The 14812-nt window shown below is 31.5% G+C and carries 13 protein-coding genes and 2 riboswitches; of the genes, 1 reads left to right on the top strand and 12 read right to left on the bottom strand.

Translation table 11 applies throughout. The annotated features are described in order from the left end of the window. Positions 1-2: 2 nt before the first annotated feature. From RDK80_RS05710 to fusA, 11 genes are all read right to left on the bottom strand, one after another. Complete coding sequence (locus RDK80_RS05710; RefSeq protein ID WP_094902298.1) at positions 3-1028, bottom strand: protein arginine kinase; 1026 nt, start codon at positions 1026-1028, stop codon at positions 3-5. 5 nt (positions 1029-1033) lie between these two features. Then, entirely contained in the window at positions 1034-1540 is a 507-nt protein-coding gene (locus tag RDK80_RS05705; protein ID WP_094902296.1) for a UvrB/UvrC motif-containing protein, read from the bottom strand. 12 nt (positions 1541-1552) lie between these two features. Continuing rightward, on the bottom strand, positions 1553-2014 hold the full coding sequence (locus RDK80_RS05700; protein ID WP_094902294.1) for a CtsR family transcriptional regulator: 462 nt from the start codon (positions 2012-2014) through the stop codon (positions 1553-1555). Positions 2015-2115: 101 nt separating this feature from the next. Continuing rightward, the gene (locus RDK80_RS05695; protein ID WP_308523742.1) at positions 2116-2901 is read right to left on the bottom strand and encodes a transglutaminase-like domain-containing protein; all 786 of its coding nucleotides are present in this window, start codon (positions 2899-2901) and stop codon (positions 2116-2118) included. Between the two features lie 12 nt (positions 2902-2913). Then, a riboswitch (cyclic di-GMP riboswitch) is annotated at positions 2914-2988 on the bottom strand. A 190-nt stretch (positions 2989-3178) separates the two neighbouring features. Further along, on the bottom strand, positions 3179-4045 hold the full coding sequence (locus RDK80_RS05690; RefSeq protein WP_216557353.1) for a hypothetical protein: 867 nt from the start codon (positions 4043-4045) through the stop codon (positions 3179-3181). 57 nt (positions 4046-4102) lie between these two features. Then, entirely contained in the window at positions 4103-4651 is a 549-nt protein-coding gene (locus RDK80_RS05685; protein ID WP_216557350.1) for a TasA family protein, read from the bottom strand. A 29-nt stretch (positions 4652-4680) separates the two neighbouring features. Next, a riboswitch (cyclic di-GMP riboswitch) is annotated at positions 4681-4759 on the bottom strand. Positions 4760-4763: 4 nt separating this feature from the next. Continuing rightward, positions 4764-5300 carry a hypothetical protein gene (locus tag RDK80_RS05680; RefSeq protein WP_216557347.1) on the bottom strand — a complete coding sequence of 179 codons (537 nt, stop codon included), beginning with the start codon at positions 5298-5300 and terminating at the stop codon, positions 4764-4766. 12 nt (positions 5301-5312) lie between these two features. Next, entirely contained in the window at positions 5313-5885 is a 573-nt protein-coding gene (locus tag RDK80_RS05675) for a signal peptidase I (protein WP_094902284.1), read from the bottom strand. Positions 5886-5914: 29 nt separating this feature from the next. Then, positions 5915-8326, bottom strand: coding sequence for a VWA domain-containing protein (locus RDK80_RS05670; protein ID WP_216557344.1), 2412 nt, complete (start codon positions 8324-8326; stop codon positions 5915-5917). 288 nt (positions 8327-8614) lie between these two features. Next, positions 8615-9805 carry a bacterial transcriptional activator domain-containing protein gene (locus RDK80_RS05665; RefSeq protein ID WP_216557341.1) on the bottom strand — a complete coding sequence of 397 codons (1191 nt, stop codon included), beginning with the start codon at positions 9803-9805 and terminating at the stop codon, positions 8615-8617. A 98-nt stretch (positions 9806-9903) separates the two neighbouring features. Beyond that, complete coding sequence (gene fusA, locus RDK80_RS05660; RefSeq protein WP_216557338.1) at positions 9904-11967, bottom strand: elongation factor G; 2064 nt, start codon at positions 11965-11967, stop codon at positions 9904-9906. Between the two features lie 225 nt (positions 11968-12192). On the opposite strand from fusA, the gene hisC reads away from it, so the two are divergent. Further along, the gene (gene hisC / locus RDK80_RS05655; RefSeq protein ID WP_094902276.1) at positions 12193-13272 is read left to right on the top strand and encodes a histidinol-phosphate transaminase; all 1080 of its coding nucleotides are present in this window, start codon (positions 12193-12195) and stop codon (positions 13270-13272) included. Between the two features lie 176 nt (positions 13273-13448). Here the strand turns inward: hisC and RDK80_RS05650 are convergent, their stop codons facing one another. Beyond that, the gene (locus tag RDK80_RS05650; protein WP_094902274.1) at positions 13449-14612 is read right to left on the bottom strand and encodes an AI-2E family transporter; all 1164 of its coding nucleotides are present in this window, start codon (positions 14610-14612) and stop codon (positions 13449-13451) included. Positions 14613-14812: the final 200 nt, after the last annotated feature.

Raw genomic sequence — 14812 nt, 5'->3', positions numbered from 1 at the left:
TACTAACCCTCCATATTAATCAAATTATTTCTTATTATTTGTGCTCTATACATGTCTCTTTCATCCTTTAGCATATCTCTATGCAAGTTCATCTGTATACTAGCAGGTTGTATATCTATCATTAGTTTGACAATATCTTTTGTATTCATACCTTTTATTATGCCCATATCACATCCTAATTTAACATTAGATAAGTGTGCCATTGCTTCAGTAGATGATATAAGCCTACTATAATTTAAAATTCCAAGGGATCTAAATACTTTATCTTCTAATTCTAAACTTCTCTTATCCATCATGTATGCTCTAGTACTTCTTTCCCTCGATACTATTTGTAATATAACCTTATTTAACTTTTTAATAATATCTTCCTCTTTTTCTCCTAATGTAGTCTGATTAGATATCTGAAAAAGATGACCTAGAGCTTTAGAACCCTCACCATAAAGCCCCCTTGCAGTTAAACCTATTTTACTTAACCCATCTATAATAGTATTGAGGTGTCCTGTCATTGCTAAACAGGGAAGATGGACCATTACAGATGCTCTAAGTCCAGTTCCTACATTAGTCGGACAAGAAGTTAAATATCCAAATTTTTCGTGAAAGGCATATTCAATGTTTCCTTCTAAGGAATCATCTATATTTGAACAAATTCGCCAGCCTTCTTCAATATTTAATCCATATAACAATACTTGTATTCGAATATGATCTTCCTCATTAATCATTATAGTGACCTTTTCATCACCTCTCAAAAGGAAACTTCCATTTCTTGTACTCTGAGCAAGATTTGGACTTATTAAATGCTCTTCAACAAGTACGGAACTTTCCAACTCAGATAAGTCTTTAACCCTATAGAATCTATATATATCTTCTTTATTTTTCATAACACCTAATACTTCTTCTGTGACATACTCAGATTCATCCATAGTCATAAAATCTGGGAATTTATAATTTGCCATATTTCTTGCAATTCGCAGTCTAGTACTAACTACCACATCCTCTTCTTTTCCTTCACTATCTAGCCATTTTGCCACATTTCTCACCCCTCAAAACCATCAATTTTACTCTTTAATTTTTTTATCTCATCTCTTAAAAATGCAGCCCTTTCAAAATCTTCTTTAACTATAGATTCTTCTAATTCATTCCTTAAAGATTCAATGGCCTTTTTTTGAATGGTTTGGCTATTTATTTTGGTAGGTATTTTCCCTTTGTGTTCATTATGTCCATGTATTCCTTTCAATAAAGAATCAACATCTTCCCTAAATGTTTCATAACACTGTGAACACCCAAATCTCCCTATTTCCATAAATTTTTTATAGGTTAAACCGCATTGCGGACATGAGATATTCTTTATTTCTTCTTTCCCTTCCTGCATTGACCCTATAAGCCCAGTAAAAATCTTTTGAAAAGAGAAAGGAAACTCAAAATCTAAATCGTTATTTTTCTTAGCACAAGAATCACATAGATGCATTTCTTCTATACTACCATTGATTATTTTAGTAAAATGAATAGTTGCATTGTTTTTTTCACAGGCCTGACATAACAAGAATAACACCTCCTATTTAACAAGAATAAGCAAAATGTTTTTTAAAACATCAGCTCTTAATTTATTACGATTATTTACATCTTCTTTATTTAAAGCCCTATCTCCTATTGCAGCTTTCATAATATCGCCTTCTCTCTCGCTAATAAATCCTTCTTCAATTAGTCCATCAATTATATGATATGCTTTATTTTTTGTAATTGATTCACCAATAATGTCAACTATAATAGTATTAATATCTTCATTTTCATCTATTCCTACTTTTATAATCTTAATATACCCACCTCCACCCCTTCTACTCTCAATATAATAGCCTTTATAAGGGGTAAATCTGGTGGTTAATACATAATTTATCTGGGAAGGTGCACAATCAAACCTTTCAGCTAATTCATTCCTCTGTATTTCTATTGTACTATCTTCCGCCATCTCTATCATAGATTTAATAAATCTCTCTATCATATTACTTAGGCCAGGCATATAAATCCTCCTTTGACTTTGACTTTCTTTGTCCTTCTTGTCAAAAATATTTGCTCTGCTGGATTTTTCTCATCTTTAAGAGCAAATAAAATTTTATTATACTAATATTCTCTTACATTATTATACTCAATAGCATCTTTAATCATACTAATCTTTACATTATCTTTTTTCAAAGCAGCATCATATGTGGTATCTATAACAACCCACTTCCCATCTAAGAACACCTGATTCCAAGCATGATATTCTTTTAAATCACTCTTATATCCTTTTACTAGTTTAGTTGGTATTCCAAGGGATCTTAGCATACCCGCAAAAAGAGCTGCATAATCATAACATATTCCAGATTTATCAGCTAATACCTTATGAATTTCTGGTACATAATCATTTGATAATCCCTTAATTTTATTATAATCATATTTTATATTATTTACAATATATTTATAAATAGATTCTATTTTTTCCTTATCTGTGTTTTTTCCCTTAGTTAGATTTTGGGCCAATTCTATTACTTTTTCCTTATCATCCCAATAAACTGGTTGTGTAGAAGCCAAATATATTTCACTTAAATTATTATTTATAACATTTATATCCTGTTTTTGAACTACCTTATATTTATCTCCAGATGTATTTTGCAATATTTTTATTGTATATGTTCCTTTTCCTAATTGTAGAGGAATTATTTCAACTGTTTTATTTAGACTATAATAGTACTTTTCACTTTCTTTTTCAACCATAATTCTCATACCTTTATCCTCTTTTAAACTTTCAACTTTAACAAGATTGTCATCTAAAGCCGATATTGTATATAGAGATTCCCCAATAGCTTGTCCTGCAAAAGCAAATAGAAAAACAAGTATATATATTATGGAAAAATATCTTCTTTTCATTTAAACTCTCCTTTCGGTAGCTGGCTGCCTTCTTTAGGCCCTATAGCTTTGCGTCCTTGAGTTTCCTCAAGTTTGCCTTTATCGCTTGACAGTTTACAAAAGATATTCTTACACTTTTGTACTTGTCATATAATTTGAATATTAAGTTAACATAATTCTAACATATTAATTCCAAGGTTTAAAAGTTAATTTTTTGTAATAATTTAATTCTATTTTATTTAAATATACACATCTTAGATGCCTATATAAACAAAATAGCTGGAAGATTAGTTTCCAGCTATTTTTTCCTCTTAAATCCCATCTGAACTCCTATGAATAAAAATAACATTCCTGCACCGTAGAATAAGCTAGATGGAATTTCACCAGTTCTTGGCATTTTCAAAACTGATTGTGGAATTTTCTCTTCTATTATTTCTTCCTCTTCAATTATTTTAGGTGCAACTTCTGGAATTTTCTCTCCTATTATTTCTTCCTCATTTTCTTCTGGTATTGTTTCCGGAATCCTATCTTCTATTATTTCTTCCTGTTCCTCAAATTCCTCTGATTCCTCTGGTTTTTCTGGTTCTTCTGGTTCTTCTGGTTTTTCTGGTTCTTCTGGTTCTTCTGGTTCTTCTGGTTCTTCTGTTGGAACATCAGATTCAGCTATAAAAATCCACTTTACCTCTACTCCCGCACCCTGAAATTCATTACCTGTTTCTGGTCCCGGTAAATAAACTGCCGCATTTAAATCCTTAATATCATTAGGATTAAATACTCCTAAACTGATACTAGAAGTAGCAAAATCTTTCATCGATCCAGAGTAAACTATATTCCCATGAAGATACACTGTCAAATTTAATTGTTCAAATAAATCTATATCTCCTTCTTCTGGAATTGGACTCATTCTTTCCGCCCTCATATATAGATAAAATGACGATCTGTAATTATTTTTTATAGTGATCTTGGCCTCTTTTGTATCACCTGGATTTAATCTATTTAAATCAAACAATTTTGTACTAGTTGGTATTATCTCCAATCCTAAATCAGTTCCTATTAGCTCCAAGTCTTCAGCATAAGAAATACTACGACCAAATGAATTTAAAGTTCCTAGAACTAAGGAAAGAACTCCTATAAAGATAAATGTTTTAGATAAAAATCTCCTCATATCCTACCCTCCTTACGAGGTATTTCTAAGGAAGGCATATGCCTTCCTTAGATTATATTATGGTAATACTTCTAGACCTAGATCAACTGGGTTAATGCCCCATTGGTCATTGATTGCACCATTAGTTGCTTGAATTGCTTCAGCTTCTACTGTTAATGTAAATGTAGCATCTTGATATTCATTCCCCATTTCTCTGCCTTTAAATTTTACTTCTTCTATTACATTTGATGTAGCAGCTCCTGGCTGTACTATATTTTTATAATAATACCATCCATCTCCACCGTCAATCCAATCAGATAATATTGTGTATTCTACAACATCAACTGGTAATTCCGGATTAAATTCAGGAGTTAATTTAACTCTTATATATGCTCTTTTTGAACCAATATTCTCAACACGCACTACCTTAGAATGTGTATCTCCTGGATTCACATTTTCTATACCATTCTCTGGAAACTCATCAATTAAATTAATATCAACTGTACCTGCTTTAAAAGTATTTACTACCGGCTTTGCTTCTGCTGTAAACCATGCCATTGTACCACCGACTACTAATAGTACTGCCAAAATAACTACTGATCCTAACATTATACTACGCTTTTTCATTTCTTTTCCTCCTTTTAATTTTAATCCTATTTTGCAGCTAGGCTGCCATCAAAAGAAGGCCCTATAGCTTTGCGTCCTTAAGTTTCCTTAAGTTTGCCAATTTTTACTTCCCTTATGGTGCTGGAACTCCTTCTGGAAAAGGTAATGTTGATATTCCCCATATATCCTTCCAAGCATTATGGGTTATTTGGGCACCTTCTGCTACTGCCTTTATGCTGAGAGTCTTTCCATCATATTCGGGACCTAAAGATGTAAAAGTTACACTTTCGAGCAATAAGCTTGTTACTTGATCCTTCGTCAAATAATATTTGTAATAGTAATGTCCATCTCCGCCATCAACCCAATCTCCAAGATTTAAATTTAGTTGAACATTAGATATTGGTAAACTAGGTTCACTCCATTCTGGAATTAATCTGATCCTTACATAAGTTCTTTTTGTTCCTAGGCTTGCTACCTGAACATTCTTTGTATAGGTTCCAGTACTTACATCTGTTATATCTTCAAAGCCTGGTTCTAAGACTTCAACCTTAATTGTGCCCATTTTAAATTTATTAGCAATAGATTCAGTTGATATAAACCATGCAAAAACAACCGTCGAAATTAAAATTATTAATGCAATTGTGGATACTGCAATTATTTTCTTTCTCATAAGCATCCATCCTTATACTACATATTTGTTTGACTTTCTCAATTTCCCTACAATCATCGGCATTATTATCCACAAAATTGTCAATGTTATAAGGATTCCCATTCCTAATTTCGTATTTAATACTCTAAAAACCTTGCCTACTAATGGGACTTTGAATACTACCTTACCTATCAATTGTTTTCCTTCAAGGGGCATTGGGTCATTAACTTCATTGGCATCACCTTTAGTTGTAAAAAATTCACCATGATTTTCTATATCTATTACCCTATGGGTAATTCTAGAATTCTTGTTATGTCCATAGTAGGTAATAATGTCCCCTTTGTTTATTTCATTAGCCTCTAATTCTCTTACTATTATCATAGAGTCTATCTTTATAGTTGGACTCATACTACCACTATCTACTATATATAATCTATGGTTAAGTAGCGTGGGCTCTTTACCTGTAATCTTTGATTGAACAGTTATAAATATTAGTACAATCATAATCATCATGAAGATTGTAAAGAATATATTGCCAATGATTTCTAATTTCTTTTTCTTAGTTTTTTCTTTTAATTCTTCTTCTTTAATTTCATTCTCTTCCACCCCATAATTCCCCCTTCCTCTGTTGCATTTTATGCATTATTAAATTTATTATCTATTTCCACTGTTGCTGGTATAATAAAGTAATCTAGTTTTGTATATAGTAATTTATCTTTAATTGGCAGAGAACTATGATTTCTCGTTTCACCTACGGTAAAGCTATTTACCTTTGGATCTGGATCTTCCCAGAACCATCCATCATTATCTCTTTCATTTATTACATCTATTGAAACATTCCAATCATCATACCCTATTGTCAGCTCGTATGTGTTACCTGATACATAACTAATGCCCCCACCGCTCATACCTATTAATTTGAAGTTCATTGGTACAATTTCTCTAACTGTATAAGTTCCAGGTAATAGGCCCTTGATTGATTTTGACTGCCCTGAATTAAGAGATACAGCCCAAGTCTTTTTATACTGTCCAGTTGGTCCTTCTAATATAATATCGAAGTCTTTATCTCCATATCCTGAACTATTTAAGAGTTTTGTAAATGTCAAAGCCCTCAATCTAAATTCTGGTATCGGAAAATATTTCTTAGCATCATTTCCGTCTATATTTTCATATTCAATATAAGTCGGTTTATTGGCTGGATAGAACACCCCACCCTCCGCACTATAATCCAATGTAACTCTATATTTCATCCAATATTTTATACCTTCGTTTATAGTTCCAATATTCCAAATTATTTTATCTGTAGTTGTATCGTAACTTAATGTTCCATGACTTACGGTTATTAAGCTATTATAATTACCGGCATTTATACCTAGTATTGAATACATATCTCCTAATGGGTCTGTTACTACAGCACCAGTAGCTGCATTGGAAAGTCTTTCTGCAATTTCTTGGAATATAATATTTAGATTACTTGAGCTAGCAGTTGAATAATAATTCCCCGAACTTGCAATGTTTTCTAGTGTCCAATCTCCTTCAGATCCTGCATTTAAAGCTATAGTATAAATTTCATATCCCTTTGATTTGGCAAACTCTGCTTCAGCCACAGCATGAGCTCCATGTCTATAGTTATAGCTATATCTATTTTGCCCAGTTCCTCCTGTTTGATATTCTGTATATTCACTGTTACCAGCACCTACTGTTGAACCATAATTAAAACCAGATTCAGGTATTGCAGAAGTTGTTCTAGAATAGGTTCTATTACTTTCATATTTCCAAAATTCTAAATAGCTGTTGGGACTATTAGGCTTATAACTATAAGTTGCTGCACCATCTCCAAGCAATACTATATTTTTATAATTAGCAATACTACCATTTAATAAAGCACTCCCCTGCCTAATCCCTGCCTGAATATGGGTACCACCATTAGCATTTAAACTATTAATAGCTGATATCAACGAATTCCTTCCGCTATAACTTTGGAATCCTGAATTTACAGTTACATCTCCAGCAAAAGATACTACAGCTATTCTTATATGGTTTTTGCTAGAATCACTTAATAAGGTATTTACAAAGTTCTTAGCTGCATTTTTAGCATCTGTGATTTTTTGACCCGACATACTGCCAGAACGGTCTATAACCAATACAATATCTGATGTTTCTACCTTATCTTTTCCTTGGATTTCCAAAGTTATTTCCCATTGATTTCCAGTCCCTGGTACTTCTATTCCTGATTTGTTTAATAGTAAGGAACCTGGATTTGGCCAAGTCTTATTATTTACTTCATCGGGATAAGATTCTAAGCTCACCAAACTAAATGAATTAATTCTTGAAACATCTTCTTCATCCTCAAATGGTCCTAGCTCTCCATCCCAGAATTCTTCTATATAAGGCGATTCTATTTCTTCTCCTTCTCCTGGTGGAAAGTCTGGATTTTCCGGTATATACTCGCCCGATAGAAATGTATAATATAAATTAATAATATTTTCCCCTTCTATCAAAATGATTTCTTCTACATCGCTTTCTACGAAAGATAAACCTTCAAACTCCTTAACATAATCCAAGCTAAAAATTACTCCACCTACTTCTAATCCTTCTAGGATTTCTGTCTCTATCAACTCTTCTTCAAAATCATATTTTTCTATATGATTTATCACTAGATCTGTAGTTGGTATAATTGGTACTAATGGTGGAACCTCTGGATTCACTGGCGGATTCTCTGGGTCTACTGGCGGATTTTCTGGGTCTACTGGTGGATTCTCTGGGTCTACTGGCGGATTCTCTGGGTCTACTGGTGGATTCTCTGGGTCTACTGGCGGATTCTCTGGGTCTACTGGTGGATTCTCTGGGTCTACTGGTGGATTCTCTGGATCTACTGGCGGATTCTCTGGGTCTACTGGTGGAACCTCTGGGTCTACTGGCGGATTCTCTGGATCTACATAGTAATAATTTTCATTGGGCTCGGCTGTATATGAACTTAGTCCCATGCTCACACACATTGATAGTACCAAAACAAATACAACAGATATTTTAAATATTTTTTTCATTTACATATCACCTCCATTACTAACTATAAACTTTATGCTTTCATTTTTTATCTTATGCTATTTATACCATTAAGAAACTTCATATAGATTTCTTAAACATTACAAATCAATTTCATTTTAATTTTTATCAAAAACTTCTATAAAAGTATCCTAATATAATTTTTTGAAACCAAATCAGATTAAGTTCTTTTTAAAAAATCAAAAACAAGTGAAGATTTGTCCATTAAGTATAAAAAAATCCTACCAACCATATACGGCTAGTAGGATAATATTAATTTATATACTAATTTATAGAGACTTAAATCTAATTTTTAATATTATATTTTTATTCTTACATTTTTCCTGAAACCTTTTCTGTAACCTATTTACAATTATATTTAGACTCTTTTCTTCTATATCATATAGTAAAGAAACCAATTGGCTGCTATTCCATTTAGATAATACATCTCCTTTCCTAAGATTATTATATACTATTTCCTCTAATGTTCTCATGGATTCCTTTCTATCCTCTTCATCTATCGAAAGATATCCTTTGTTCTCTATAGTTAATATTCCTAAAAATTTATTATCTTTCATATTCCTTGATTTTTTTCTCGTTTCCAAATTATATAAGAATTTAAAATAATAAGGTTCGCAAATCAATGCCTCCTTGTTTTCATAATCTTCTTTTAATTCTTCATCTATTTTACTTAAGTTAATATCATCTTTTAAGCTTTCTTCATCTAATTGCATCTTTTTATATAACATTTTCATTTTGGGAGATGGTTTTATACCTATATGACTATATAGTCTAGAAGTGATATATTCATAATGGCTAATTGCATATCTTTTCTCTCCCACCTCTGTTAAAGCTTCAATAAAGTACATATGCAAGACCTCATCATAAGGCTCATATTGGATAGCTTCTTCACAAGTCTTAATTATCTCTTCATTCATCTTCTTCTGCTTCAATAATTCTATATAATTAAATAATCCTTGCAAATATAATCTACGATATCTATTTCTTATGGGTACAATCCATTCTTCATATTCTATCTCTCTCAAATATTCTCCCTTATAAAGCTTCAATCCTTTTTCTAATAATGAAAGGGATTTTTGGGGATCATTTTCTTTTAGCGAATTACCTTCATCTATAAGTTCTTTAAATAATTGAACATCCAATACGCAATTATCATTTGTTTTAAATACATAGTATCCATTTGAATGTTCTATTCTATAGAATTGTTTAAGATTTTTATCATCTAAGTTTATCATTCTTCTTAATCTAGATATCTGTGTTCTTAATACGTTTTTGGGATCATGAAATTCATTATCTGCCCATAAATCTTCAATAATACTTTCAGGCAATAGCTTTTTTTCATTAAAGGTTATAAAATATTTAAAAAGTGCCAACATCCTATACTGGTATCCTTTTGTATCTAAAATACTCTCATCATTGTATCTGATATCAAAATCTCCAAAAGTATATATTTTATACACAGCTATCCCTCCAATAATAACATATATTGATATATACCCTTAATATCTTTAATTCTACATAAAAAATCCAGCCAATTAAGGCTGGACTTTTATTTTCATTATTCTCTTTCCGCTTTTGCTTCTGCTATAATCTTTTCTGCAATATTAGTTGGAACTTCTTCGTATCTAATAAATTCCATTGTAAAGCTTCCTCTTGCTTGGGTCATAGCTCGTAAATCTATGGCATATTCAAACATTTCTGAGTGGGGTGCCTCTGCTGTAACCTTTTGAGTTCCATCATCCTGTTGTTCCATTCCTAATATTCTACCTCTACGTTTATTCATATCTCCCATTACATCACCCATATAATCTTCCGGTATTGATATTTCATACTTCATTATAGGTTCAAGCAATATAGGTTTCGCTGCCTCCATACCCTTCTTAAATGCTAAAGATGCAGCAATTTTAAATGCCATTTCATTAGAATCTACTGGATGATAAGAACCATCAAACAGTATAGCTTTTAAATTTACTACTGGATATCCTGCTAAAACTCCATGTTCCAAGGAATCTATAAGTCCCTTCTCTACTGCTGGGAAGTAGTTTCTTGGTACTGCACCACCAAATACCTCTTCTGCAAAAACAAATTTTTCTTCACAAGGCTCAAATCTTATATGAACATCCCCATATTGACCTGCTCCACCTGATTGTTTTTTATGTTTTCCTTGAACGGATGCTGTTCCTTTAATTGTTTCTCTATAAGCAATCTTTGGATTAGTTAAATTAACATCTACTCCAAAAGCATTTTTCAGTTTATCAACAATAACTGCTAACTGCATATTTCCCTGTCCACCGATCAGCAACTGTTTAGTTTCAGCATTTCTTTGTGCAATAAAAGTTGGATCCTCATCTGTCAACCTTTGTAAAGATGTACCAATCTTTTCTTCATCACCTTTGGCCTTTGGTTCTACAGCTAAGAATAATGTTGGTTGTGGATATTTAATTTCTTCATAAAGTGTAGGATTGTTCTTTGCACACAAAGTATCGCCTGTTCTAGTAAAGTTTAGCTTTGAAGTAGCTCCTATGTCTCCTGCCTGTATTTCAGAAACCTCGATTTGGTTTTTACCTCTAAGTACAAATAGTCCCCCTAGTTTTTCCTGTTTGTCCTTTGTAGAATTATATAATTCCATGTCTTTAGTTATCTTGCCTGATATTACTTTAAATAAAGTTAATTTACCTACAAATGGGTCAATAATTGTCTTAAATACCACTGCAGAGAATGGTTCACTAGGATCAATTTTTCTTTCAACTTCTTTATCATCCTTTAATCCCTTTACGCTACCAATCTCCTTTGGAGATGGAATATATCTTTCTATAACTTCTAATAAGAAATCAACACCTATTGCTTTTTCTGCACATCCTACAACTAAAGGTACTAAATCTCCTTGAGCTACTGCTAGCCTCAAACCTTTAGATATTTCTGCTTCCGTAAACGCCTCTCCCTCAAAATACTTCTCCATTAATTCTTCGTCTGTTTCCGCTATCTTTTCCATTAGACTTTCTCTGATAGAATCTATCTCAACTTTTTGGTCATCTGTAAGTTCTACTTCTTTCCTTTGAGTTCCACTATATTCATAAGCTTTTTCGTCAATTACAGACGCAAAGCCTTTAAAACTACTAGATACACCTATAGGTAAAGCGAAAGGTATTATCTTATCGCCAAATTCTTCCTTTAAATTAGATAATAAATTTTCAAAGTTAACCTCTTCTTTATCCATTTTGTTAAGGAAAATAATCCTTGGTGTTACGTATTTCTCTAAATTTTTCCAAGCCTTCTCTGTACCTACTTCAATTCCAGAGGAAGCATCAACTAATAATACAGAGCCTTCAGATGCCCTTTTTGCACCATACATTTCACCAATAAAATCGAAATATCCTGGTGTGTCTAACAAATTGAATTTTGTGTCTTTCCATTCTACAGGGATAACAGTTGTACCAATGGACACCTTACGTGCGATTTCCTCTTTGTCGAAATCTGATACTGTATTTCCATCTTCTACTCTTCCCTGTCTTTTTGTTACGCCTGTTGCAAATAGTACTGCTTCAGTTAAAGTTGTTTTTCCGCTACTACTATGTCCTAGTAAAGCTACATTCCTGATTTTATCAGCTGAATATGTTTTCATTATACATTTCCCCCTTAACCAGCATATTTATTTAAAAGATTTATTGAAAATCTCTCATACCTATTTTACACATTTCACAAAATTTTTAGTCAATTCTTCTTGCATAGACTCAAAAAATTAGTTACCCTTTTGATTATATCATAAGACATATTATTATCATAGTCTTTTTTTATCACACATATCTTGTTACACTAATATTAGTCCAATAGAAAGGAGTTGTTCATATTGTCAATTAGTTTTAGGGAAGAAATTAAAAATCTACAGCCATATAAGCCTGGAAAGCCAATCGAGGATGTTAAAAGGGAGTATGGACTTGACAAGGTAATAAAGCTTGCATCTAATGAAAATCCTTTAGGTTGTTCACCAAAGGTTAGAGATGCTATAATCAATACCTTAGATGAATTAGCTATTTATCCTGATGGTAATTCTACTGATTTAAAAGAAATTCTAGCTTCTAAACTTGGAGTAGATGTTAGTGAGGTTCTACCAAGCAGTGGATCTGACGAGATGATTGACATGATAGCAAAAGCATATATTAACAAAGATGATGAAATAATAATGGCTGACATTACATTCCCAAGATACATACAAACTACAGAAATGATGGGAGGAACCCCTGTAATAGTTCCATTAAAAGAATTCACATTTGATTTAAATGGTGTATTAGGTAAAATCACTAATAAAACTAAAATCATCTGGATATGTAATCCAAATAATCCAACAGGTACTATGATTACAGAAAAACAATTTGTAGATTTCTTGGATAAGGTACCTTCAAATATTTTAGTTATATCAGATGAAGCATATCGGGAATATGTAACTAGAGATGATTACCCTCATAATACAATAGGGTTATTAAAGAAATATTCTAATCTTTTAGTTATGAGAACTTTCTCTAAAGCCTATGGATTGGCTGGCATCAGAGTAGCTTATACTATAGGAAATAAAAATATTATAGAAAATATAAATAAAGTTAGAGGACCTTTTAATGTTAATATCTTAGCACAAGCTGCGGCAATAGCAGCTATAGAAGATGTAGAATTTCTGCAAAGAAGCTATGATATTAACCTAGAAGGAAGAAATTATCTCTATAATGAATTTGATAAATTAGGATTTTACTATCCACCATCAGAAACAAATCATATATTTGTTAATGTAGGCAAAAATGGTCAAGATGTATTTATTGAAATGCAAAAAAAAGGAGTTATTATAAGACCTATGGGCGGAGATTTTATAAGAGTTTCCATAGGAACTATGGAAGAAAATAAAATATTTATTGAAAAATTAAAAGAAGTATTAGGTTAATTGCAATATTGGATTTGGAATTAATTCACAAATACAAAAATCTTCTGTAGAAGTATTATAGGCAGTTTTTTCTAAAATCCATTGAGACCAAGTTCTCTTTATAAAGTCAAAGATAAATGAGAACTTTTCTATTCGTTATAAAAAATCAGGTGAGAATTTTTCTCACCTGATTTCATTTACATGTACTCATCAGTCTTATATGGCAAACCTTTTTTCTTCAATCTACCTTCTACTATTTCTTTGATAATAGAGTATATAAATACGAATAATGGCACCCCGATAATCATACCTAATAACCCAAACAATTTCCCAGTAACTAATAGAGAAAATAATATCCAAAATGCAGATATTCCTAGTGAATCTCCTAATATCTTAGGTCCTATAATATTACCATCTATTTGCTGGATTATAAGTATTATTACTAAAAACCATAATGCCTTAATAGGTGAAACAAATAAAATGATTATCGCTGAAGGTATAGCCCCAATAAATGGTCCAAAAAACGGAATTATATTAGTTATACCTACTATAAATGATATTAGGATTGTGTAGGGCATCTTAAATATAGTTATAACCACAAATGTTAAAACACCTATTATAAAAGAATCTAATATCTTACCACTTAAAAACTTCCCAAATATATTGTTCCCTCTATTTGCTAGCTCTATTATCCTATTGGCTCTTGTTTCAGAGAATAAAGCTCTAGTCGTTTTCTTACTTAATGCTAAGAATCTCTCTTTGTCTATTAATAAATACATTGATATTATAATGCCAAGAACTATATTCCATACGCTGGACAATATAGTTTTAAGCGTATTTCCTAATACAGGTATAAGATTTGTTGCAAATCTTATAATACTATCCCTATATTCATTCCATTTCGCTACTATAAAATTATAATATTCTTCCTGTATTTCATATTTACTATTAAAGTCATTTACTAAATCTGTGATTTTACTTACATAGGAAGGTATATCGTTTACTAATCCCATTATACTTGAATAAATTTGAGGAAATACAAATTTCATAAATATATAGATTAATAGTATAACTGTTGCATAAGTCAAAATTAAGCCTATAAATCTTACAAACTTTGGTTTAATTCTCTTTAAAGAGTTAAAACGTAGCACTTTTTCTTCGTAAAACCTTAGAATAAAATTAAAAAGATATGCCATAACAAAGCCAATTATAATTGGCATAAATATCGATATAACTTCTCCTACTTTAATTTGAAACGTACTTACCTCTGATGCAATTAAATAAAAAATTATACCAGCACAAATTACAAAAAATGAATAAATTGATATAGTTGTATATTTAGAATTCCAATTAATCTTCATCTCTTCCCCCCATAATTATTCCTTTATCTCATTTTATTATTAAATTATGTTATTTACAAGTAAAATATAACTAAAGCCTTCCATTTAAAGCATTGACATATTAAATAATCTTTTCTTGAAACCCATATAGGAAAGGTTATAATTAAACAAAATTTATTTTTTCTATGGATTATAAAAGAACGGTGTAATCACCGTTCCTA

It is taken from the genome of uncultured Tissierella sp. (assembly GCF_902479755.1).
Lineage (GTDB): Bacteria > Bacillota > Clostridia > Tissierellales > Tissierellaceae > Tissierella > Tissierella carlieri.
This window is presented reverse-complemented; position numbering and strand designations above follow the sequence as displayed.